Annotated in this window: 19 protein-coding genes, 1 tRNA gene and 1 riboswitch; of the genes, 17 read left to right on the forward strand and 3 right to left on the reverse strand. The window is 48.2% G+C overall.

Annotation, left to right across the window (positions count from 1 at the left end; genetic code table 11):
- Positions 1–33: 33 nt before the first annotated feature.
- From F4V51_RS10135 to F4V51_RS10155, 5 genes are all read left to right on the forward strand, one after another.
- Complete coding sequence (locus tag F4V51_RS10135) at positions 34–1689, forward strand: RsmB/NOP family class I SAM-dependent RNA methyltransferase (protein ID WP_153977864.1); 1656 nt, start codon at positions 34–36, stop codon at positions 1687–1689.
- A complete protein-coding gene (locus F4V51_RS10140; RefSeq protein WP_153977865.1) occupies positions 1686–2432 on the forward strand; it encodes a pseudouridine synthase in 747 nt (248 codons plus the stop codon). Before F4V51_RS10135 ends, F4V51_RS10140 begins: the two co-directional genes overlap by 4 nt.
- A gap of 645 nt (positions 2433–3077) precedes the next feature.
- A complete protein-coding gene (locus tag F4V51_RS10145) occupies positions 3078–3881 on the forward strand; it encodes a Cof-type HAD-IIB family hydrolase (RefSeq protein WP_153977866.1) in 804 nt (267 codons plus the stop codon).
- Positions 3882–3982: 101 nt separating this feature from the next.
- The gene (locus F4V51_RS10150) at positions 3983–5056 is read left to right on the forward strand and encodes a hypothetical protein (RefSeq protein ID WP_153977867.1); all 1074 of its coding nucleotides are present in this window, start codon (positions 3983–3985) and stop codon (positions 5054–5056) included.
- 102 nt (positions 5057–5158) lie between these two features.
- Positions 5159–5704, forward strand: a complete 546-nt coding sequence (locus F4V51_RS10155) for a GNAT family N-acetyltransferase (RefSeq protein WP_153977868.1) — start codon at positions 5159–5161, stop codon at positions 5702–5704.
- A 110-nt stretch (positions 5705–5814) separates the two neighbouring features.
- On the opposite strand, the gene F4V51_RS10160 is transcribed toward F4V51_RS10155, so the two are convergent.
- Positions 5815–7209 carry an RsmB/NOP family class I SAM-dependent RNA methyltransferase gene (locus F4V51_RS10160; protein WP_153977869.1) on the reverse strand — a complete coding sequence of 465 codons (1395 nt, stop codon included), beginning with the start codon at positions 7207–7209 and terminating at the stop codon, positions 5815–5817.
- Positions 7210–7401: 192 nt separating this feature from the next.
- Here F4V51_RS10160 and F4V51_RS10165 point away from each other — a divergent pair, with 192 nt between their 5' ends.
- Positions 7402–8532: a glycosyltransferase family 4 protein gene (locus F4V51_RS10165; protein ID WP_153977870.1), complete on the forward strand. Its 1131-nt coding sequence runs from the start codon at positions 7402–7404 to the stop codon at positions 8530–8532.
- A gap of 122 nt (positions 8533–8654) precedes the next feature.
- Positions 8655–9817, forward strand: a protein-coding gene (locus F4V51_RS10170; RefSeq protein ID WP_416226484.1) for an IS3 family transposase whose coding sequence is annotated in 2 segments (ribosomal slippage) — positions 8655–8919 and positions 8919–9817 — 1164 coding nt in all. Because the reading frame shifts where the segments join, the coding sequence is not laid out codon by codon here.
- A gap of 136 nt (positions 9818–9953) precedes the next feature.
- Here F4V51_RS10170 and F4V51_RS10175 read toward each other — a convergent pair.
- Positions 9954–11012 (reverse strand): YkvI family membrane protein, encoded by a 1059-nt coding sequence (locus tag F4V51_RS10175; protein WP_153977871.1) that lies wholly within the window; start codon positions 11010–11012, stop codon positions 9954–9956.
- A gap of 203 nt (positions 11013–11215) precedes the next feature.
- Between F4V51_RS10175 and F4V51_RS10180 the strand changes: the two genes are divergently transcribed.
- The 4 genes from F4V51_RS10180 (at position 11216) to F4V51_RS10195 (ending at position 13016) form a co-directional block, all read left to right on the forward strand.
- Complete coding sequence (locus F4V51_RS10180; RefSeq protein WP_153980641.1) at positions 11216–11797, forward strand: xanthine phosphoribosyltransferase; 582 nt, start codon at positions 11216–11218, stop codon at positions 11795–11797.
- 96 nt (positions 11798–11893) lie between these two features.
- Positions 11894–12223, forward strand: a complete 330-nt coding sequence (locus F4V51_RS10185; RefSeq protein ID WP_095287969.1) for a hypothetical protein — start codon at positions 11894–11896, stop codon at positions 12221–12223.
- A 118-nt stretch (positions 12224–12341) separates the two neighbouring features.
- Positions 12342–12557, forward strand: a complete 216-nt coding sequence (locus tag F4V51_RS10190; RefSeq protein WP_095358831.1) for a hypothetical protein — start codon at positions 12342–12344, stop codon at positions 12555–12557.
- A 129-nt stretch (positions 12558–12686) separates the two neighbouring features.
- On the forward strand, positions 12687–13016 hold the full coding sequence (locus F4V51_RS10195; RefSeq protein WP_095287967.1) for a carboxymuconolactone decarboxylase family protein: 330 nt from the start codon (positions 12687–12689) through the stop codon (positions 13014–13016).
- Between the two features lie 79 nt (positions 13017–13095).
- Here the strand turns inward: F4V51_RS10195 and F4V51_RS10200 are convergent, their stop codons facing one another.
- Positions 13096–13560: a C40 family peptidase gene (locus F4V51_RS10200; RefSeq protein WP_127536424.1), complete on the reverse strand. Its 465-nt coding sequence runs from the start codon at positions 13558–13560 to the stop codon at positions 13096–13098.
- A 5-nt stretch (positions 13561–13565) separates the two neighbouring features.
- Positions 13566–13697, reverse strand: a riboswitch (cyclic di-AMP (ydaO/yuaA leader).
- A gap of 362 nt (positions 13698–14059) precedes the next feature.
- On the opposite strand from F4V51_RS10200, the gene F4V51_RS10205 reads away from it, so the two are divergent.
- The 6 genes from F4V51_RS10205 (at position 14060) to F4V51_RS10230 (ending at position 24710) form a co-directional block, all read left to right on the forward strand.
- Positions 14060–14144 (forward strand) — tRNA-Leu (locus F4V51_RS10205).
- A gap of 349 nt (positions 14145–14493) precedes the next feature.
- Positions 14494–18381, forward strand: coding sequence for a X2-like carbohydrate binding domain-containing protein (locus tag F4V51_RS10210; protein WP_153977872.1), 3888 nt, complete (start codon positions 14494–14496; stop codon positions 18379–18381).
- Between the two features lie 277 nt (positions 18382–18658).
- The gene (locus F4V51_RS10215) at positions 18659–20869 is read left to right on the forward strand and encodes a helix-turn-helix domain-containing protein (RefSeq protein WP_236146734.1); all 2211 of its coding nucleotides are present in this window, start codon (positions 18659–18661) and stop codon (positions 20867–20869) included.
- Between the two features lie 329 nt (positions 20870–21198).
- Positions 21199–22083 (forward strand): ABC transporter permease, encoded by an 885-nt coding sequence (locus F4V51_RS10220; protein WP_227779402.1) that lies wholly within the window; start codon positions 21199–21201, stop codon positions 22081–22083.
- A gap of 17 nt (positions 22084–22100) precedes the next feature.
- Positions 22101–23000, forward strand: coding sequence for a carbohydrate ABC transporter permease (locus F4V51_RS10225; RefSeq protein ID WP_201281195.1), 900 nt, complete (start codon positions 22101–22103; stop codon positions 22998–23000).
- A 63-nt stretch (positions 23001–23063) separates the two neighbouring features.
- Positions 23064–24710, forward strand: coding sequence for an extracellular solute-binding protein (locus tag F4V51_RS10230; protein WP_153977874.1), 1647 nt, complete (start codon positions 23064–23066; stop codon positions 24708–24710).
- Positions 24711–24718: the final 8 nt, after the last annotated feature.

The raw sequence follows: 24718 nt of genomic DNA on the forward strand, positions 1-24718 counted from the left end.
AATATGCATTTTAACAGGACAGGATGAGTGAATATGGCTGTACAGCTACCTTCAATCTTCGAAGAGCGCATGAAAAACCTGCTCGGAGATGAGTTTGAACAATTTATGAAATCATATGGACAGTCTCCGCATGCGGGACTTCGAGTGAATACGTTAAAAATATCCATGGAGCAATTTGATGAATTGGCTCCGTTTGATATGCGGCCCATTCCATGGTGCGGGACGGGCTTTTATGTGCCGCATGGCGTGAAACCAGGCCTACATCCGTACTATCATGCAGGTCTATATTATATTCAGGAACCAAGCGCGATGGCTCCGGTGGAGCTGCTAAGTGTTCAGCCAGGGGATCATGTACTGGATTTGTGTGCAGCACCCGGCGGCAAGTCTACCCAGATCGCAGTAAAGCTGCAGGGTAAGGGTGTGCTGGTGACCAATGATATTCATTCCGAACGGACCAAAGCACTTGCCAAAAACGTGGAGTTGTACGGTGTGCGAAATGCTGTTGTCCTGAATGAGTCGCCGGAACGGATTGCCGGTGCTTTTCCGCATTATTTTAATAAGGTACTCATTGATGCTCCTTGTTCAGGAGAGGGAATGTTCCGAAAAGATGAAGACATGGTTAAGTCATGGGAGCATCACTCGGTAGAGAAGTGTGTGCTAATGCAGCGGGATATTCTGGAGACAGCTGCGAAGCTGCTCGCTCCGGGAGGAACGATCGTATATTCCACGTGTACGTTTGCGCCGGAGGAGAATGAAGCCATGATCGCCGAATTTCTGAACCTCAATCCAGACTTCACTGTTCATGATATTCCGGAAACAGCTGGATTCGCTCCGGGAAGACCGGATTGGGTACGCCAGATGATGCCTGAGACGTCGGAAAAAACAGGTGCTGTACTGGATCAGACACGTGGTACAGCGAGATTATGGCCTCACTTGTTGGAAGGCGAAGGACATTATGTAGCTGTTTTGCAGCATCGTCCTGAGACTATTGCAGAGCGGATCAGGAGCGTTGAGGATGAGAAGGAGACGGTATCCAAGATCGCCGAGGATCAAGGGATTGCTGTAACTCAGCAGCTCAGCAAAGAGGACCGAAAACGTGAACGTTTGATGAGAACCGAATCGAGAGAACGGACTGAAAGACCAGCTCGAGGCAGCAAAAATGAGGGAAGAGCCGGAAGAAACAACGAGCGTGATGCGCGTAAGTCCAATCGTGGAAAAGGTCGAGGAACGGATCAGGTGAACATTGACCCAGGGACCGTGTATCAACAATTCATAGAAGAGCATCTAGAACTTGAGCTCCTGGGGGAAACGGTATTTTACGGTGACCGTGTGTATCAATCGTCTGTTGGCGCATCCCGTCTTGAAGGGCTCAAAGTGATCCGGCCCGGATGGTTTATGGGTACCGTAAAAAACGGAAGGTTTGTTCCGTCTCATCCACTGGCTTGTGCGTTGAACAGCTCTGAGGCGAAAAGGGTTATAAACCTGGCTTCTGCAAGTGGAGAAGCGGTAAGGTATCTGAAGGGCGAAACGCTGAATATCGAAGAAGCGCGCGTCGAGTGCAAGCCTGGAGCAGCAGCCAAAGGTTACGCGCTGGTATGCGTGGATGGATATGCACTTGGTTGGGGGAAATGGCTGGATGGCGTGCTGAAAAATGAGTACCCGGCTGGCTGGAGGTGGACATCGGTATGAGTGACAAAGGAAAGAAAACACAGCGTCTCGACAAAATACTAAGTCACATGGGTGTAGGCACCCGGAGTGAACTCAAGAAAATGGTAAAGCAGGGCAGAATTTTTGTCGATGGCAAAGCCGTGAAGGATAGTGGTATGCAGGTGAATCCGGAGACCAATGTCATTGAAGCCGATGGAGAGCGTATCGTTTACCGTGAAACGATTTATTTAATGCTGCATAAACCTCCGGGTGTTGTGTCGGCAACGGAAGACGCCAGGGATAAAACGGTTCTGGATCTCCTACGCAAAGAGGACCGGGTATTCGATCCGTTCCCGGTAGGACGGCTGGATAAAGATACAGAGGGATTGCTTATTCTGACAAATGACGGTCCGCTTGCGCATGATCTGTTATCTCCACGCAAGCATGTACCGAAAACATACGAAGCCCGTGTATTGGGGAACGTGGATGACGAGGATGTTCAACGTTTCAAGGCGGGCATACAGCTGGATGACGGTTATGAAGCCATGCCAGCCGAATTGACCGTGCTTCATCATGAGGAGACGGAGGAGGGAGTGATTTCTTCGATCTCTCTCATTATCCACGAGGGCAAATTTCATCAGGTCAAACGGATGTTCCAGGCCGTAGGCAAAAAAGTGGTTTATCTGAAAAGGGTAGCCATGGGCGACCTTCAGCTTGATCCAGAGCTTCCAATCGGCAGATACCGCGAACTAACCGCAGACGAGCTGGCCAGTCTGCGTAAGTAAAGCTCCCGCCCTTCTCGAAGCGGAGCAGGGAGCCCGGGCAGGAGGCGAAGCGCTGCCCTCAAAGCCGCAGGCGCAAGCTCCCGTCCTTCGCGAAGCGGAGCAGGGAGCCCGGGCAGGAGGCGAAGCGCTGCCCTCAAAGCCGCAGGCGCAAGCTCCCGTCCTTCGCGAAGCGGAGCAGGGAGCCTGGGCAGGAGGCGAAGCGCTGCCCTCAAAGCCGCAGGCGCAAGCTCCCGCCCTTCGCGAAGCGGAGCAGGGAGCCCCGGGCAGGAGGCGAAGCGCTGCCCTCAAGCGCCGTGGGCGCAAGCTCCCGCCCTTCGCGGAGCGGAGCAGGGAGCTCGGGCAGGGGGCGAAGCCCTTCCCTCAGCGCCGCAGGCGCAAGCTCCCGTCCTTCGCGGAGCGGAGCAGGGAGCCCCGGGCAGGAGGCGAAGCGCTGCCCGAAATGGTCGCCCTTAAGCTTGGCCTGGATTCCGTGTAAGCCGAGATCCAGGCAGACAAGCGCTCCCACGCCCACCGTCACATAGCAAGACCCGCCACCCCGCCGATCAACAGACGGGAGTCCAGAGGGCAGAGCCCTCTGGGGCCCTCCCTCGGAAGGGAGGGTTTGGGAGGGTGCGATTACCTTAACAGTTGAGGAGTGAAGACCCGATGACAATCAAATTAATTGCGCTTGACGTAGATGGTACGTTGCTTAACGATCATCATGAGCTTACCGAATGGACCCAAGAGATTCTGATCCAGGCTTCCCGGCAGGGAGCCGAGATCGTTCTGTGTTCGGGCAGAGGCCCGGCCAACACCATTCCTTTTATGAAGCGAATGGGGCTTGACGGTTATGTGATTACACATAACGGGGCCGTGACGGCCGAAGTGGTGAGCCGTGAAATTGTGCACAGATTTGCTATGGACGGTCAGGGACTGGAGCCCTTTGTCACGTATTGCCGTACAAATGGTGTGCATTTTGACATCAACACGGCATTTGGATTATATGTGGATCAGCCGGAAGGATTGGAATTACAGGTTCGGGAGATGTACAACAACTTCATGATGGAGCCCTTGAAGCTGCCGCAGTGGGCAGACCTGTCAGAACCGCTTGCCAAATTCACCGCGTTTGGCCCCTTAGAGCAGATGGACAAGGTCCAGCAGGAATGGGGAACTTGGAATTTGCCGTACTACATGACTCGCAGCGGAGACTTTTTCATTGATCTGATGCACCCGGAAGCCTCCAAGGGAGCAGCGCTGAAGAGACTGGCCGAATCCAAAGGTATTGTACCTTCTGAAATTTTGGCAATCGGCAACTATTACAATGATATTTCGATGCTGACCTATGCAGGCAAAGGGATCGCAATGGACAACTCGCCGGAAGAGGTGAAGGCTGCTGCGGATGAAGTGACACTCTCCAATAACGAGCAGGGTGTTGCGCATGCTGTCCAAAAACACGTCCTAGCTGTCTAATGACAACCACATTTTTCATTTTCAAAGGCTCCTGCTTCATAATCTACTGGCCTCATGGGTAACCTATGAGAATACCATTAGAAATGGAGGAGGACAGGCACATGAAACAGAAAGTGGAGCTGATTCCGGATCTGCGTACATCAGGTGGTGAAGTGCTCGATATAATGGTGAATGATCAATACGCGGGTTCACTTCTGCTGGTATATAGAGAAGGAGACCGTTTGTCTGGCAGTCTTCAGATGGAACGGGAATTGGTTTCAGCCGATGAGGAAAAGCACATCATTGATCAGGTTCATGCCTATATCCGGTCCCTTACGGATGCAGTGGAGGCGATCTATTATGAAGTGCTGGTCAGCTGTGGCACATTGCATTCGGTTCTGCAAAACCTGGAGTTTGATCCTGAGCGTGAGTCGGATGATATGCATTACGAGTCTGATGAATACTTGGATGACTTGGATGACATGGATGTAGATGATTCACGCGTAATTCCAGATGCAGCAGATGAAGCTTTTACATATGAAGATCGGGAACATGTGCTGGAAATGGAGCTTGTAACTGCGGGACGAAGTATATCGACCTATGTGTTTAACGATGCTGACGGGACTGAGCTGGCAGAAGCTTCATTGAAACAATATGGGGCCGACATTCAAGGCGAGATACACTGGTATGACGTGCCCCTCGAGAGCCAGCTTGATGCTGCAGCAGAGCTGCTCGTAAGAGAACTCGACGAAGAAGTGATCGACACGATTACACTTCGCATGTGGCATCAGGGGAATGAGTTGGAGTCCATGGAGTGGGTACATCGCGACTTTGTGGATGACTCAGAGGAAGAGGAGTTTACTGAATATGAGGACTGGGATGATTCTGAAGACGAGATAGACGAAGCAGAGGATTCCTGTTATGTCATGTTGGTGCGCAAGGACCGTGAATTCAGGGTCTATGAGCTATTTCTGCAAGAACGCGGCGGATTACCTGTGGGGACAGCGACCATTGATACATCTCATGCCGACCTGACGGGCTATATGGATTATCAGGTACCCGGAACCAGTGCACAGCGGCGGGATCTGGTTGAGGTGCTGCTTCAGGAATTGGACAAGGACCTTGAATTCGACACATTGCACCTTACCATGCTGTACCGGAACCAGATTATAGATGAAGCGAAGATCGACGGGTAAGAGGCTTAGGCCTTTTACCTTTTTTGCATTTGTTTTGACGAAAAATTCATTTCCGGGTATAGTTCCAATAGTTCTAACGAGATCTGGAATTGGAGGAGAACCATGAAGCACTCATTTAAAATCATTACCGAATATATTAACGATGATTTCAGAGCGATGCAGGCTCAGCCGGAAGACACGGAAGATGTACTATCCTTGCTTAGGGAGACAGCTGAATGGTTACGCAGCCAGGGATCTTCCCAGTGGAGTGCGCTTTTGAAAGGTGTAGATTCCCACGATACAGCAGGGGCTATTCGCCGGGGTGATGTGTTTGTGTTCAAGAAAGAAGGCGATGTGGCAGGGATGGTTATTCTGTTGCAGCAGCCAAGTGCTTGGGATTTCGACCTATGGGGACCGAAAGCTCATCAAGCGGATGGCGCCGTTTATTTGCATCGTTTGGCCATTCGGAGAAAGTACGCCCGCACCGGACTGGGTCGGGACATTTTGGGTTGGTCCAGCAGTGGAATCCAATTTGACAACAAACACGTCATGCGATTGGATTGTGTGGGTGACAACGAGAGGCTGAATGAATTTTATCCACGCAACGGATATACCTTTGTGGGGAAAATCAATGGATATAGTACATTTGAGAAGCCACTTCAATCCTAAATGAAATTAAAAAAACAGGACATTTCATCAACCTGTTAACTCCATAGATAAATAGAAAATAAAGCCGGGAGCACTAATGCTCACCGGCTTTGAGTCGTGATAGGGCTAGACTACTGCATACGTCTAAGGCCTTTAGGTAAACGGTTTTTTAGCTGTCCTGCACTGGCTTTTCCCCATCCAAGCGGGAGCCCGTTGAAAGTCACAAGCGTCCATCCGGTAAGTCCGCTTTCGGCAGGGAGGCTCTCACCGCGAAGATATGCCGCTACTTGGCTGGTCTCTGCATCCAGGGAGACATGCTGCATGTTGACAGTCTCATGTTGTCCCAGTGCGAGCGCGAGTGCATGAGCAGGCTCGAAGCGCCCTTTTTTCCAATCACCGACATGAAGCCCTGGACGGGGCAGCTTCAATCCGTTCAACCGATCATCGGTCAGCAGCTGGGCAGCACGCTCTGGCAGTACATATAAAGCTTCACCGAAAAGCAGAGGTTTGCCGGTTCCGTTAGCTACAGTGTCTGTATGGTCAGAGCTCCAGGCCAGGTAAGCATTCCATGCGGATTCTACTTCTTTGGAGGCTGACGTTTGACGCGGATTCCTGCCTCTTTTGTCTTTGCGTTTGCGAGGTTGATCTTCCTGTTCTTGGGATGCATAAGTTTGGGATTCTGCTTTGGTCACTACAGCTACAAAATGTCCCTCGCCCTGGGCCAGGTGAGGCCAGATTCGTTCGGTCCGTACAAGAGTCAGATCTGGATAACCGGCAACGAAACGTTCCATCATGTCTTCATTTTCTTCGCGATTGAATGTGCAAGTGGAATAAGCCAAAGTCCCGCCCGGCTTAAGCATGATATAGGCATCCTGCAAAATGTCCCATTGTCTGTTCACACATAGGGTGACCAGATCATCGCTCCACTCGGTGACCGCATCCGGATCTTTCCGGAACATACCTTCGCCAGAGCAAGGGGCATCCAGCATAATCCGGTCAAAGGCTGCCGGAAAGCGCGCCGACAATTCGCCTGGCGCTGCACTAGTAACAACAACTGAAGAAAGGCCCATTCGTTCCACGTTCTCTGCCAAGATTTTGGCTCTGGACGGATGAATTTCATTGGAAACGAGCAGTCCTTGGTCTTCCATGAGTGAGGCAATGTGGGTTGTTTTGCCACCTGGTGCAGCGGCGAGATCCAAAATGATCTCACCCGGTTGCGGGTTCAGCATTTCCACGGCCGACATTGCAGAGGGCTCCTGAATATAGTACAGTCCTGCAGCGTGATACACATGTTTGCCAGGACGTTCATTCGATTGGTAGTAGTATCCCGTCTCGCACCAGGGAACCTGGGTCAGGTTAAACTGCTCTATAACCTGCTTTTTGAGCTCTGGTGTAGCTTTGATGGAATTAAAACGTAACCCCTGTACACGAGGCTCTTCATAGCTGTCAATAAATGCTTCTGCTTCTGAGCCGAGCATTTCCCGAATATGATGTATATACGACTCAGGGAGTGAAGGCTTGCTCATGTCTTGTTGCTCTCCTTTTCATTAGCTTGTCCGTATGACCCTTACCGGATCATTCCTTAGGGTCTGCAAGCTGCAACGTTGTTGTTAAAATGGTGATGAATAAACAGTTATTTCTTTACTGAAACATACGTTCTAATATATCATGATTGAAGATGTACTGAAAGACTGAAGCTAGAAAGGGGGAAACTAACGGTGAAATTGCTGCAGGCGCTTTTCTTTCCTCCGGAGCAGCCCGGAGGTGTATCCTCTATGATTCCGTATATGCAGGAGAGGTTTACGTCCCCGAGGTGGGAGATGGACTTGTTCTCGCTGCCGAAGCGAATTCGTAACAAGGGCAGGGAGGACGTGCAGTTCGAAACGTTCGATTGGACCAAGTATCAGGAAAGTCCTGTCGTTCAAAAATATATGCAGACTTACCGTGATTATTTATGGTGGACGAAGCTGCGGATTCAGAAGCCTTATGATTTGATTCATGCTCACCATCCCATCGCAGGTCTTGCCATGAAAAGTGTATTTCCAGATACACCACTCATTCAGACCATTCACTCCAGTTATGAGCGTGAGTTGATTCTGAATGGACGAATTGAGCCAGGCGGTCTGGATCATCAGTTTCTGATTGCCATTTACGGCGAGCTGGAGCATCAGGCAGAGCGGTTGTTAACCGTCTCCGATTCATTTCGGCAGTATTTGTCTCCTTATGTGAAGCAGCCTGACGTCATTGGTATCATTCCGAACGGATTTGATGAGAAACGCTTTAAACCCATTCCTCATGACAATGCGATCCCGCAGCTGGTTACGGTATGCCGGCTTGTTCCGGCCAAAGGTCTGGACATTTTGTTCAAAGCCTGCGCGGAACTCAAAGGGAGAGGTCATGACTATGTTCTGCATATAATCGGGGATGGTCCAATTCGACCTGATTTGGAAGAGTTGGCTCAGCGTCTGGGCATCTATAACGAGACTATTTTTTATGGATATACCCTGCATCCGGAAGAGTTCATGCCATTTTTCGATATATTTGTACTTCCTTCCCGTGCAGAGGCCTTTGGTTCCGTGTTTGCCGAGGCTGCTCTGAGTTGTCTCGCACTTATAGGTACGGATGTGGGCGGAATTCCTGAACAGATTGAGAACGGCAGCAACGGGCTGCTCGTTCCCCCTGAGGACCCTTCGGCACTTGCTGAGGCGTTGGAGAAAGTCATGCTGGATCCTTCGTACCGTTACGAACTTGCACGCTCGGCGTGTGAGAAGGCCAAAACGCACTATTCGTTGGGCAGATCAGTTAATGAACTGAAAAAACTGTACCTGCAATACGCGAGCAAGGCCTAGATTCATCCCTAAAATAAAGAGAAGAAGCCGCTGTGAAAATGGTATTATCCCCTTTTAGTAGACATGAGAAAAAAGACATCTGTTAAGATGAACTTAATCATGTAAACGAAGGGGATTTTTTCATGGCTAAAAAAGGACAAACATACCGGCGGTACTCCTTGGAGTTGAAATTGGAGGCCGTCCGGCTGGTCAACGAAGAACATATGAGTATACGTGAAGTAGCGACGCGTTTAGATATTCAAAATAAATCTCAGGTACAAGTGTGGGCAGCCAAAGCGAAACAGGGAATGAGTCTAGAACCTGCTACACCCAAACGGGGACGCCCTAGAACCAAGTTTTCCAGTATGGAAGAAGAGATGGCGTATTTGCGGGCGGAGATTGAATACTTAAAAAAGCAATATCCAAATCTACACAAGGAGTGACGAGTAAAGCAGCCAGATTTCAAATCATTGAGGACCTGAGAGCACGCCATGGTCTGGCTTGGCTCTTGAAGTTAGCTGCGGTTTCCCGCTCGGGTTATTACAAGTGGAGAAAAAGCATAGCAGCCGCAAAAGAGCGTAGACACAAAGAACATGAACTAGAATCCCATTTGCTTGCCATTCATCGCGTGCATCCTTACTTTGGCTATCTTCGAATGACCGTTGCTTTACGACGGGAAGGCCTTCGAGTCAACCACAAAAAGGTGTACCGATTAATGAAACAATTAGGCATCTGTTCTGTCATTCGAAAAAAGCGTCGATTCTTTGGAAAACAAGCCTCTGTGGTAAACCCAAATCGGCTGGAGCGTCAGTTTCAGGCGGATACACCACGAACGAAGCTGGTTACGGACATTACCTATATTCGTGCTGGAGAACACTTTGTGTATCTGTCTGTTATTCAGGATTTATACAATAACGAAATTGTAGCGTGGCATCTTTCTGAACGAAATGACCTTGCTTTAGTTCATGACACGCTGGATAGACTCCGTCAGCACGTGGATCTGAATGGCGTAATCCTACACTCAGATCAAGGATTTCAATATACGTCGAAGCCATTTAACCGTAAACTAAACCAGCTTGGCATGCTAGGCAGTCACTCCAGGCGTGGAAATTGCTTAGATAATGCCTGTGTTGAATCTTTTTTCTCTCATTTGAAGACGGAGAAAATTTATTTGAATAAGGCGGCAAACAAAGCAGAGGTTGAGCAGCAAGTGAATGAATACATACTGTTTTACAACCAAAACCGATTTCAGAAAAAACTAAACGACCGTTCCCCGGTAGAATACCGGGAAACGGCCGCAGCTTAAATCTTGTCTTTTTTTTGTACTGTCTACTTGACAGGGTTATGACCAAAACAGCGGCTTTTTACTTTAGATAAAATGAGTATTAAATATCAATAGAGCCTAGGACCATTGTATAAATCACAAGTTTTTATGTCTAGCGTCACAAGTTTTTATGTCTCGCGCGAAAGCTTCCCCAGCGGTCGATCACCAATCTTCCGGCCCAGACTAGGGCAAGGCTGCCGAAGATTGGATAGAGAATGGATAGGAGAGAACTGAATCCAAACTGGCTGAGTGAGTAGCACAGAAGCATAATGGTTAATGTAATTAATCTAGGATGGACTTGTAAGTGCTGACCAAGCTGAAGAGTCATACCATAGATATCTGCGACGAATGTTGTGAATATTTCCATGAAGATCAGAGTTACATACACAGATTGCACAGCCCATCCAAGTTGGAAGGCAATGCTCCCCATCGGAATTTCGAACTGCATGATACCTGGCATCTGGGCTGACATGGCGAAATGGGCGGCTAACAGCATAAAGCCTACGCCGATTCCGCCGAGTACACCGCCCCATTTCAGGACATTACGATCACGGATCTGATTGCCTACCGGCACCAGAACAGCTTGGGCCAGTACCAGATTGAAGGATGAATACAATAGTGGAGACAGCCACACCTTTATAGGATTGGTATCTGTAGTCAGCGTAACGAACCGTAAGGCACCGGGATGGTGTATGGTGCTTGTAATCATGAGGATGGACAACAGGAGCATCATCGGAACCACAATGCTATTCATTTGCAATATGGCTTTGATGCCTCGTCCAAGAAGCAGATACGTTCCCACTATCGTAATAATCAAACCAGTCTGGTAATTCAGTCCAAGATGCTCCACGAAGACAGAGCCTGCTCCGGCGAGCATTACACTGTTTACACCAATAAGTATCAGAAGCGTTATCCAGGTAATCCACTTTCCAGCCTTATGGCCAAATAGGTGCTTGTTCAGGTCCTCGTAAGAGCGGGAGCCGGTATCATGGGCGATGAGCATCATTTTGGTGCCCAGCCAGACAAATAGTATGGTCGATAAGACAATGGTGATGGTGGCCCATTTGCCATACTGGGTAAAAAACTGCAGTATTTCCTGCCCTGTCGCGAAGCCTGCTCCTACAACCGTTCCGATGTATGTAAATGCGATCTGCAGCACCCGGAATGCCTGTTTCATGCGTTTCCCCTCTCAGGCCCCATAATAGTTTGGACATGCGGGTACCATGGTACAAGGTATGCTTGACCCTGGTAACTCATGACAATTGTAAGAAGCTTTCGTTCTCAGAATCGGTCAATGATGGAGGAAAGCCGATTTCGCTTGAACTGACAGCCTCATCTATGATACTTTTACCTCATAGGATAGGCTTGGGAGGTCGAATGATGGAAATATTAAAACAACGAATATTACAAGAAGGCGTAGTCATCTCGGATCAGGTGCTGAAGCTGGACGGATTATTGAATCACCAGATTGATCCTGCACTGACAATGGAGATGGGCCGCGAGTTTGCTGCTCGCTTTCGTGAAAGTGGAGTGACACGGGTCATTACCGTGGAATCTTCAGGGATCCCGGTTGCTTTTGCCGCAGCACATGAACTTGGGGTGCCGCTCGTATTTGCCCGTCGAAAAAAGACACTTCTGGCAGATCCCGATGCCTACTGTGAACGTGTACCTTCCTTTACCAAAGGGATCGTAACCGATATTATGGTATCCCGCGAATATATTCATGAGAATGACCGTATTTTGTTTATAGACGATATTATCGCCAACGGAGATGCAGCTCGCGGTGTCATTAAGATCATTGAACGTTCAGGGGCGGAGCTCGTCGGATTCGGTGTCGTGGTCGAGAAATGTTTTCAGGCCGGTGCACGTACGATCCGCGAGCAGGGCATTCCGGTGGAAGCTTTGGTGCGCATTCGTTCACTGAATGATGGAACCGTGCAATTCGACGATAACCAAATGTGACAGTTTAAAGGAAAAAGCCTATTTTTTGAACAATGCCTTTGCATGACCGCGAATTTCATTTATAATGGGGTTATGTTAGGGAGAGGAGGCAACACCATGGGGAACCAACCGGCATCAGAACAATTTTTTATTGAAAAGCTGGCGGAGTCGAAAGTTCATTTTGAACGTGCCCTGGATTGTAAACATACGGAATTCGATGACCTTTATCCCTATATGATTGAACATCCTCAATTTTTCTGGTACAAACGCTATGTTGCCTGGTCAGAGTTGCTGACCATTGTAGGCTTGTGTGAAGAGTTGTCCTTCGCTTGGAAAGAACAATTTACACCACATCAAGTGGAGTACCTTGAAGAACGTGTGATGTCCGCCAAAGTGCTTGATTTTTGGTTCGAGAAGAACGACAGCAAAGAGCACGCGCAGCGGTAACTTTCAGTCGGGATATTTTTCGAATGACATAACAGTCCAATACAGTCACGTGAGACCTAAATGACTCTTCATTTAGGTCTCTTTTTGTAAATTATTTTGAAACATAGGAGCCATAGACATGATTAGTGATGCAGAATTGGATGCACTGCGCTTATCGGGTGAAAAAGTAAGAGTGGTACGGGATGGTCTGGAATCCAACGACGTAACAGGAATTGTCGTTGCATGGGATGGGGAACAGGTGCTTATCCGTCGCCAGAACAGACGTGTGGTTAAGCTGGACCGCAGCTATCGCTATCAGCTCTTTAGTGAACCGCGCCAAAGTCCGGCTGAATGAATAGAGCCGCTCTGGAGACGGATGCATGGAATTACCATGGATGGTTTGGCATAATTCCGCCACTCGGGAGAGAAGATAGGTACAGCGAGAATTCGTAAACTTATCAGCCGAGAGGATGTGCGGGTAGCCATGACATTGATGAATGATAAGGTACATGCCTACAAGGATCAGATTGGAGAATTAAGCGATGTGTTGCCTGGCGTAGTCAAAGCGTATCACGATTTTACAGGTGAATGCTTTCAGTCAGGTGCCATCGACGCCAAAACCAAGCAGCTGATTGCCCTCGGCATCGGATTGTTTGCCAATAACGAAGTATGTACGTTTTACCACGTAGAAGAGGCCCGTGCGAAGGGCGCAACCGATCAGGAGATTATGGAGACGGTTGCGGTAGCTGGAGCGGTAGGCGGCGGTCACGCGCTGTCTCAAGGCGCAATGCGTGTGCAAAAAGCGTTGCACTAAGGTTTTCCTGCAAGTGAGTCTGAATAACCAGACAGCAAAACAGGCTCTGGAGCATTCCAGAGCCTGTTTCTTGTCCAACTTATATTTTTCCAAGCATCTTGTTATACATAAATTGTCCGGTCACCCGGCGCGCTGTTACATAGCGGTCACTGAAGTATGGATTCGACATTTTGGTGATGCTGACACCTTTACTGCTGGAAGCATGAGCGAATTGTCCGCCCCCGATGTATACGCCTGTATGCGAAATTCCGCTGCCTGAAGTGTTGAAGAATACTAGATCCCCTGTGCGGATATTGGCCTTGGATACCGGAGTACCCGCCTTGGCTTGCTGCTGTGACGTACGTGGCAATTCAATGCTATATTTTTGGAAAATATATCTCATAAATCCAGAGCAATCAAACCCGGCCAGCGTCGTGCCGCCCCACTTATAAGGTATTCCAGTCATGTTGTTAACGACGGTGTTAATACTGCTCGCCTCAGTGCTTGCTGCACCAGATGTAAATAGAACGGCTGCGCCAAAAATAGAAATGATCAGTTTTTTCAAAATCAATGTTCTCCCTTCGATGCCTACGGAGTTAGCTAAGGGTTCGGTAGAAGGTTCCCTATATTTCCTATGTATAAGAATAATTCACCCAAAATGGTTCCCCCGTTTTCAAACATGAAACTCGGCAAATGAATAATTAATATTTTGTAACCTTTTGAAACTATATTGCATAAATGCGTAATTGTCAAACCTTTCTTCCTTCTGCAATGTTAACGGAATTCAAGACTTTTTGTGGAAAGTAGTAGTTCTCCATGTTTATTTATGATGACAAAAACGTAATTTGTGTTTCATCAGCGCAAAAATTGGACAAATAAGTAAATTGGAGTAGTAGAGGAGAGCGTGGTTCATTTTTAGCAGGGAAAGTTTGTTCTCAAGCAGATTTTAATTCCTTTTGGTTATCTTAGTTTTATACTAAATCATTTAAGTGTTGACACACTGAATTTCACATGATATATTATTTCTTGTCGCCGCGATAGATTATCTCGGAGATATGCCATATGCGGTCGTGGCGGAATTGGCAGACGCGCACGGTTCAGGTCCGTGTGGGCTAACCCCCCGTGGAGGTTCGAGTCCTCTCGACCGCATCATAAGAAGAAAAGGTTTCTCGTTAGGCTAACGCCTGCGGGAGACCTTTTTTTATGTCTTTTTACTTGACCATAAGACCATAACTACGATACACACATCGTTACTTAAACAACGTCCTTCGAATCGATCTTATAGCAGCGGCTCACTTGCAAAATCTTCGGTGTAAGGGGGAGAAATGCCTGTTCTATGGCTGTTGTACCCCCGCTTTCATGGTGAAATGTACGCAAAATTCCGAATTGTACCTACCCTGAGCATAATACATCCACTATTCTTTTCACGTAAGGAAAGCGCTATCATTATGGATTTTGAATTCACTATTTCAGAGGGGGTAGGGATGATTTGAAGCGAATGGGTAAACGGATAGTGATGGTTTTTCTGGTGTTCATCTTTGCGGCAGTTCAGTTTGGATTTACAGGGACCAAAGGTCGTGTGGTTGAAGCGGCTGCAGAGACGACATTAGCTGAGAAACCTTACATGGGCTGGAGCAGTTACAGTATGCAGGTGTATGACCCTTCCGTAAAATGGACATCAGCGGAGAGCATCAAGAAGCAATCGGATGCCATGCGCGAGAAGTTACAGGCTCATGGCTATGAATATATCAATATTGATGCGGGATGGAACGGAGATAATGATGAATACGGAAGACCGATTCCTAACCAAGAACTGTATCCGAACGGATTCCAGGAGGTTATCGACTATGTTCATAACAATGGTCAGAAGATCGGGATCTATCTGATTCCCGGATTGTCCATTGATGCATACAATAAAAACCTTGAGATCTATGGGACGGGCGGAGCTTGCCGAATGCAGGATATTGCTTATCAGCCGCTTACCGTGATGGATGCTTGGAATGCGTATACCTACAAGATTGATTTTTCGAATCCATGTGCTCAGAAATACATCGATTCCATTGCAGATCTTCTGGGCGAGTGGGGCATTAACTTTGTCAAATTCGACAGCGTGACTCCAGGATCAGGCATTAACAATCTGAGCCGGGATGCACGAGGCGATGTGGAGGCTTGGTCCAAGGCTTTGGCAAGGCACAATATCTGGTTCGAGCTTTCATGGGCACTGGACCATAACTACGTGGATTTCTGGAAAAAGCACGCCAATGGCTGGCGTATCGATTGGGATGTCGAAGCATACGACAGCAATGTGGGTTTAACACAGTGGGCTAACATTGCACGACTGTTTCCAATCGCTGCACTTTGGTGGCGTGATGCGGGCACTGGCGGGTGGAATGATTTTGACTCGCTAAACGTGGGCAATGGTTCCATGGATGGGCTCACCAAGGATGAACGGAAGACAGCCATGACATTCTGGGCGATCTCGTCTGCACCGTTGTATACAGGGAATGACATGACCAGGCTGGACAGCTATGGACTTGAACTTCTTACCAATGATGAAGTGATCGCTGTCAATCAGGCTGGACGTCCGGCTCATCCGGTATCGATGGATACCCAGCAGCAGGTATGGTACGCCAATAACGGAGATGGAACGTACAGTGTGGCTCTCTTTAATCTGGGCAACCGGAGTGCTGAGGTCAAGGTCAATTGGAGCGATATCGGTCTGGATGGACCTGCATCGGTCCGTGACCTGTGGAGCCACTCCGAACTGGGTACCTTTAACGAGGGATTTAGCAGTGGTTTATTGGAGCCTCATGCTTCACGCATGCTGAAAGTCAAGGCGCTGAGCGGAACATCGACGGTGAATGACGATGATACAGGCATGCGGTATACCGGAGATTGGAAGCGAAATGGAGGCAAGGAACAATTAGAGGGTTCACAGGACCTGACGATAGCGATTCAGGATTCCACAGACAATGATCGAACGATTGCTGATCCAGCGAGCGAATCCAATGTAGCCGATGAACCGAATGCTGTACCAGCCGTTTCAGGAGACGATACCACGGTTACCGAGGTGGTCTACGTTAACGATGACGACAGTGAGATACGGTACACAGGTTCATGGAATGCGAATACTGGCAGGGGTTTCGGTGACTTCAATGACGATGTGCATTATACGGAAAAAGACGGCGATTATTTTGAATACACGTTCACAGGTACAGGCATCGAGCTGCTGACAGAGAAGCATCAAGAGCAGGGGGACATGAGCATTATTCTCGATAATGGTGAGGTAGAACGGATAAGCGCTTATACCGATGGAGAAAGGGAAGCCCAGCAGGTGCTGTTCAGCAAAACAGATCTGCCAAGTGGAACACATACCCTGAAGGTTGTTAAGGCATCGGGCCAATACATGCTTCTGGATGCACTTAAGGTAACCAGGGAACAAGAGTCTGGTGGGCAGAACAGTGAATTAAGCCCAACCGCTGCAGACTTTGATAAGGCAGTGGATCAGCAAGCGGATGTGAAAATCACGTTAAACCTGAACGGTAATATGTTAACTGGTGTGGAATACAACGGGGACGATCTCGGCGAAGATGACTACGATGTCCTTGACAATACGTTAACGATCAAGAAACAATACCTCACCCAACTGCCCGTGGGCACAACGAAGTTTAACGTGGTATTTAGCGCGGGGGATCCGCAGACGCTCACGATTAAGGTTATTGACACCTCCGGAATCCGATTCGCGATGATTAACAATGACGATCCCGCGATCAAGTATAGCGGCAACTGGTCACGCAGCACGGGAAGAGGATTTGGCGACTATAAGGATGATGTGCATTACGCCGAGCAGAACGGCGATTATTTTGAGTATGAATTCAGAGGAACGGGTATTCAGTTTTTTACGGAAGTGGATCCGTCCCAGGGCGACATGGATATTTACGTGGATGGTGAGTTTAAGGAAACGGTAAGTGCTTACCGTGACGGACGTTTGGCGCAGCAAAAGGTCTATAGTGTCTCAGGGCTGCCAGATGGGCTGCACACGCTTAAAGCCGTGAAAAAGTCAGGGCGGTTCATGCTGCTTGACTTCCTCAAGGTGGAGATTCCCAATATCATTCAGCCGGTGAGTGCTGTTTTTGACAAAGCTGAATCTGCTCAAGCCGATATTGAAGTGACACTTTTGCAGGAACCGGATAGTTTCAAGAAGATTATGAATGGCTCACTTGAGCTGGTTAAGGGAACCGATTATGAGGTAACAGGGGATAAGGTGACGCTTAGAAAATCCTACCTTGCTGCGCAGCCTCTCGGCACGTTGAACCTCCGTTTTATTTTTGGCGGCGATTATCTCAATGATGTTCATTATTCAGCAGTAAACGGTGATTCCTTTGAGTATGTCTTCAAAGGTACCGGCATCCGTATGATTACTCCGACTGGGCCGCAGCAGGGCGAGGTGGAGATCTACATCGACGGAAATCTGGTGCAAACCGTAGATACGTACAGTGAGGGACGTAAAAATAGACAGGAAATCTACAGCATAACAGGCCTGACGAGTGGTGTGCATACGCTGAAGGCTGTCAAAAAGTCTGGTGAGCTCATGCTCACGGATCAACTGAAATTTACGATAGCTGCTGGGGACAGCGGGCCAACAAATCCAACGAATCCAACAAATCCGAGCAATCCATCAGGACCTTCTAATCCAGGGGGACCGTCATCTCCTGTTGTACAGCCTCCAGTTACTCCGGCTCCGGAAACAGAATCGGGAGAGGAATCCTCCGGGAATACGGAGACGACTCGGCATACGGCGTACATTAACGGTTATAAGGACGGATTGTTTAGACCAAATAACAAGATCACTCGCGCAGAGATGGCAATCATACTCGCCAAAGTCGTTGAAAAAGATGCTGCATTATCAGATGTGACGTTCAGTGATGTGAGTTCTTCCCATTGGGCTGCAGCAGCTATCGACAAGGTTGCAAAAATGGGATTGATGCAAGGCTACAAGGATGGCACATTTAAACCGAATCAGTCCTTGACCCGTGCAGAGATGGCGAGTTTGGTTGTGAGCCTGGCTCCGGATACGACCAAACCAGGCAGCGGGTTCTCTGATATTGGCAGTCATTGGGCTAAAGATGCGATTCAAAGAGCCCGAGGCCTGGGAATCCTGACAGGTTACAAGGACGGCACCTTCCGGCCGAATGCTGAGCTGACAAGAGCAGAAGCCGTTGTTGTCATTAACCGGGTGTTGGGAAGAGGCCCGCTTAAGGGAGTTTCACAGCCTCAGTGGAAGGATGTATCACCTTCCCATTGGGCTTTCGGAGATATTGAAGAAGCGTCGGTTAATCATAGTTCGAAGCCTGCTGCAAGTGGTGGAGAGCAATGGGTTAAATAGCTGAAAATAGTGCTAATTGAGAAGGGGACCACATAGGTCCCCTTCTTTCTGAATCCTTTTAATAAAGGGTGGGCTGTATTAATAAAGCGCAATGAATGAGCTGCTGCACAAGCAAGAAAACAATTGACTAAGCCAAAAAATGATATAATCTGTGATTATGATAGCGCTACCAATCAACTCGGCGATGGAGGGGTTGCCCATTCGAAATTCCAGTGTTTTTCGGAAATTTCTCATTTCGTATGTCATCATTTTGGTCATACCCAGCATAGGTGGCTACATGTCTTATCTGACTTCCATTTCCGTAACGCAGTCCATCTCCATTGAGAATGGGGTTACACAGCTTGAGAAGGGCCAAGAAATATTGGAACGGCGCATGGATGAAGTCGAAGGCTTCACTAGACAGCTTGCCGTGAATCAGGAACTGAACGTCCTGATGAATGAAAGGGATAACGAAACGAATGTATATGGCATATGGCGAGCCATGGAGAATGTGCTGACATTTGGGCAGACGAATGATTTCCTGCAAAATTATTATATTTATTTAGCCAATTATAATCTAATCCTTACCCCGGGTTCCTCTTACAGGCCGAATCATTATTATGCCGATTTTCATTATACCGATCTATCCCTGGAGGAATGGATGAAGCAAGTATTAAAACAAACGCATCGTAGTGAAATTAAGCCGCTCAGTTCCTATGTCAGCAGAGGCCAGCAAACGTCGGTCATTACATATATGCAATCACTGCCTTTGGACAGCTTCAACGATTCCTCACCGGCGGTAGCTGTCGTCGTCATTGATGAGAAGATGATCGTAGGACTGCTGTCCAGTATGACGGACCGATATGGCGGCTGGGTTCACATTAGCGATGCGGAAGGGAGAACCATTGCGCTGAAGGGCAGCGGAGAACCTGAGATGGCCAAGATGATCGCCGATCCGAAATTCGATCCGAGCAAGGTTAGTCAGTTCTATGAGGATGATCTGGTTATCACTACGCAATCGGATTCTAACGGCTGGGTATATCAGGCAGGGATTCCGCGTGACCTCCTTCTGGAAAATGCAAACAAGATCAAGAAGATGAGCATGCTCATTACAGGTGGAACACTACTGCTTGGACTGCTCGTTGGGCTGGTGCTTGCTTATCGTCATAGTGCCCCAATCAATCGACTGCTAAGTGTGATGAAGGAGCAATTCGGACGAGAGGACGGGACTTCCAGGAATGAGTTTGATTTTCTAAGCGGAAACATCTCGGATATGATCACCAAGAACAAGCTGCTGGAGACGGAATTGAATCGCCAGCTGCCGCTTGTAAGGGATGCCTTTTTGAAGCGCCTGATCGCCGGTGAATTCAAATCACGGGACGAGATTTGGTCTGCTGCCGAACAGGCGGATATTCATTTGCATCAGGGAGCAGGATATGCGGGTCTCGTTCAGATCAAAGGTTATGGCAGCATGGATAACGTTGATATCCTGAATGAGCTAAATGCTTCTCGGCTGCTGTTGAAGCAGGCACTGAGCGAGCTTGGCGCTAATGTACAGATGACCGATTGGGGATCGGATAAGGTGGCCGCTTTGTTTTTCTCCACGGATGAGGAAGCTGACACACAACGCACCGTAGAAGATATTACGCAGACGATGGATGAATTGGCCCAGGTTATGTTTCATGATTACCGGATCACCATCCAGTCGGGATTCGGCAATCACTTCTCGTCCGTGACGGAGGTCAGTAATTCCTTCGACCAAGCCAATCAAGCTCTTGAATATGCCATCTATATGAACGCAAGGGGCATGGTTTGGAGCAGTGACACACAGACCGAGAATACAACCTATTATTATCCGCTCGACTCCGAGCAGCGACTGATTACAACGATCCGGGCCGGAGAACTTGAGGAAGCCAAGCGGATTGTCGAAGCCATCATGGTACAGAACATGGAGCAGCGTGAGCTATCCATGGAAATGAAACATCAACTGATTGGCGAGATGAAGGGAACCTTTATCAAGCTGCTTGATCAAAAGGCATTTACGGAATACGATTCCATCGAAAACGTCAAACGGCGGGTCATCGACATTGGATCCGCAGAGCCGCTGGAGACCATTAAGTCTGAATTGTACGAAATCATGGAAGAACTGTGCGGACTGATTGCGAACAAGAAGAAGGATACCCATAGTCAAATCGTTAAACAGATCAAAGCATATACCGCAGAGATGTATTCGGATGCCGAGCTAACCCTATATCGCGTTGCTGAGCACGTTGAGCGGCCTGAAAAATACATTTCTCAACTGTTCAAGGAGTATACAGGGGTTAATTTTTCCGATCATCTGATCAAAGTGCGAATGGATCAGGCGATGATCCTGTTAAGGGACAGTAATTATACCGTGGACGAAATAGCAGCAAGAGTGGGGTACAACAGTTCACATTCCTTCCGGCGTGCTTTTAAACGATTGAATGGTATCTCTCCAAGTGTGTATAGACAGACTCCCTACGAATGAATTCATTCAGGTCTTATGGCCGTGGCCGTGTTGTCCCAAGAGGACGATGCGGTCTTTTTGGTGCAATCTAGCGGTTTATATGGAGAAATGGCCGGTCTGTTGCCGGTTTGTGCCCTCGAAAAAGGGATAACTGTACGCTCTACAGCTCAATTGTACCTGTTAAGAAGACATCCCCATCCACTATGATCAACGTGTAGTAAGCGCTATCATCATTGAACATCACAGACTATAGTCAGGGGGGGGTTGTTCTGGAAAAGGAAGTCGTTGTGAATCACAGGTCATTGCCACAGAGAAAAGAAACGAGCTTATGGAGCAATGCCCGCAGGAAAATGAGGAAGCACTGGCAGCTGCATCTGCTGGTGATTCCACCCTTGCTGTTTTTTCTTATTTTCAAGTATTACCCAATGATTAATGCAGTCCTTGCCTTTAAGGACTATAACGTCATTAAAGGTATATGGGGGAGTCCCTGGGTGGGGCTGCAAAACTTCCGTCTGTTCTTCGAAAATCCGTTATTTTGGACACTGGTGAAGAACACGATCCTATTGAGTGGATATTTGCTGCTGGCGGGATTCCCGATTCCAATCATCTTAGCTCTTATGATTAATGAGGTGCGGAGCACGAAGTTTAAAAAGTTCGTACAGCTCGTATCGTTTGCGCCCTATTTCATCTCAACCGTCGTAATGGTATCCATGATCATGCTGTTTCTGGCACCGCGGCTTGGCTTTGCCAACATTGCCCTGAATTTTTTCGGGCTTGAATCGGTCAACTTCCTCGGTGAACCCGGAATGTTTCGCTCGATCTATGTCTGGTCGGATATATGGCAAACCGCAGGATACAGTGCAGTAATCTATTTGGCAGCTCTCGCCGGAATTGATCCGACACTGTATGAAGCGGCCAAAGTCGATGGAGCTTCACGTTTTCAAAAGATCAGACACGTCGACCTCCCAGGCCTTGTGCCAACCATCGTCATTATTTTGATTCTCAATGTAGGAAATGTCATGGCCATTGGCTTCGAAAAGGTCTACCTGCTGCAGAATCCGCTTAATCTAGCCAACTCTGAAATCATTGCAACCTATGTTTACAGCATCGGCTTGTTGAATGCCAACTATAGTTTTGCGACCGCGGTCGGACTTTTCAACTCGGTGATTAACCTCGTTTTGCTGGTTACCGTGAACGGTTTGGCAAAACGAGTGACCAACAATAGTATCTGGTAGGAAAGGAGGGTCCTCAAGTGGCAGCAACGGTACCAAAAAGGATTAGGGAATCTACCGCCGATCGAGCGTTTCTGATTACGATCTATATCGTGCTCAGTCTCGTTGTACTGGCGGTGATCTATCCTCTAATTTTTATTATCAGCAGCTCGTTAAGCAGCCCGGCAGCCGTTACTTCTGGCCGTGTATGGCTCTGGCCTGTAGATATTTCATTCAGTGGTTACAAGGCACTATTCAACACACCTGAAATCTTAAAAGGGTACGGTAATTCCATCTTTTATACGGTTGTAGGTACTTTTATTAGTGTGGTCTTGACCATCATGATTGCCTATCCACTATCACGCAGAAGCTTTTTTGGCCGAAATGCCTTAATGATGATCATCACCTTTACGATGATTTTCAGCGGCGGGTTAATTCCGACGTATATGGTTGTGAAGCAGCTTCATCTGATCGACACACGCTGGGCGCTGCTGATTCCTAATGCCATTTGGGTATGGCAAGTCATCATTGCCCGTTCCTTCTTCAAATCCTCCATTCCCGAGGAATTGCTGGAAGCCAGCGAGATGGATGGCTGCAGTGACATGCGCTTCATCTGGAGTATCGTTCTCCCTCTATCCAAGCCCATTATCGCCGTGCTGGTACTCATGTATGCGGTTGGACAGTGGAACGCTTATTTTGATGCTCTTATTTATCTTAAATCGGCTGATCTGTTCCCGTTACAGCTCATTCTGCGCAGCATTATTATTCAGAACAACAGTGCAGGTGCAATGGATGCGGCGAAAATGGTGGAGAGACAGCAGCTTGCCGAGCTGTTAAAATATTCCTTGATTGTGGTGGCTACATTGCCTGTGCTGGTGATCTATCCGTTTGTACAGCGTCATTTTGTACAGGGAATGCTGGTTGGTTCCATTAAGGGTTAATTCACAGCTTGAGTTAGGGAATCATTTTCTTCACCGGTAAATTACTATAGGGAGTGATCCATTTTGAAGAAAAGTCTGACAATCATACTCATGCTGCTCATGGCGTTCACAATGGTAATGAGCGGATGCTCAAGTGACAACTCATCAAGCTCTGAATCAGGAGAGCCGGCTGCAGGAGACGGTCCGGTGAACATCAGTGTATTTTCCGTACAAGAATCGGGGATCGATATCCCGACCAACCAATTCACCAAATTCGTGGAAGACAAGTTCAACATCAAATTCAACTGGCAGATCAATCCGTCGGACGGAGCCAAGGAGAAGCGCCAGATCTCACTGGCAAGTGGTGACTATCCTGATGCCTACCTGCTTACTCATTACATTGACCAATTCTCACAAGCGGATCTTTTAAAATATGGCAAACAGGGTGTCCTCTTGCCGTTAAACGATCTGATTGATCAATATGCTCCAAACATCAAAGCAGCGATGGAAAGTAACTCAAATTTGAGAACGCTTAACACAGCGCCGGATGGCAATATTTATGGCCTTGTTGCTTATACGGAATGTTTCCACTGCTCCTATCCGAGCAAGATGTGGATGAATACGGAGTGGCTCAAAAAGCTCAATCTGGAGATGCCCACTACGACGGAGGAATTCAAAAATGTGCTGCAGGCGTTCAAAACGCAGGACCCGAACGGAAATGGAAAAGCCGATGAAGTACCTCTTAGCGGCTCCATCGAGGAATTTGGTGTGCGCATCATTCCATTCCTCATGAATGCCTTTGTGTACGATGATGACCGCAACTATCTGCAAATGGACGGAGGAAAGGTTCAATCCGCAGCCATTACGCCAGAGTGGAAGGAAGGATTGACCTATATCAAATCGTTGTACGATGCAGGTCTCATTGATCCAGGAGCTTTTACACAGAACGCTGAAGCCTTTAAGAAAATTGGGGAAAATGCAGATGCGGAAATTCTCGGCGTCGGGGCAGGAATGCACCCCGCAATCTTCGTAAACATTGATCCTGGCAATACACGCTCGGCACATTATAACCCTGTACCTCCGATTTCCGGACCGGGAGGCGTATCGTTCGCAACGCATGATGGGGGCGGCGTATCTCCGGGAGCCAAATTCGTCATCACCAACAAGGCAAGTGAAGAAGCGCAGATCGCTCTAATTAAAATGGTGGACTATATGTTTACTGCCGAAGGTCAAACGAACGGGGCGAGTGGTCTGAAAGGGATCGATTGGACCGACCCGGGAGAAGGCGATGTGGCACTCGGCAAGGATTCCAAGCCGATGGTTAAACAGATTCCGATGGCTGAGGGAGAAGCACCGCGCAATGCGGGCTGGAGCGGAATGGCTCATTTCTATATGCCGAAGGAGTATCGGGATACCTTTGTTCAAGGCACGGATATCTATGCTTCCGACGGTTATGAGCGCAGACTGTATGATGCTACGCTGCTGTACGAAGGACATGAGCCAGAAGAGCTGTTCCCGATCTGGTCCGTATGGATTGATCCTACCGAAATTGATGAAGCAAGCTTGCTGCAAACCAATATCCGGAACTACATTGAGCAGAACCAGCTTCAATTCATTACAGGCAACAAGGATCTGAACAAGGATTGGGATGCGTATGTTAAAGGTCTGGAAAACCTGAAGCTGGACCGTTATCTCGAAATTTTGCAAAAGGCCTACGAGGCGTCCAAATAGCAGATAAA

The sequence above is a fragment of the Paenibacillus xylanilyticus genome, assembly GCF_009664365.1.
Taxonomy (GTDB): Bacteria; Bacillota; Bacilli; order Paenibacillales; family Paenibacillaceae; genus Paenibacillus; species Paenibacillus xylanilyticus_A.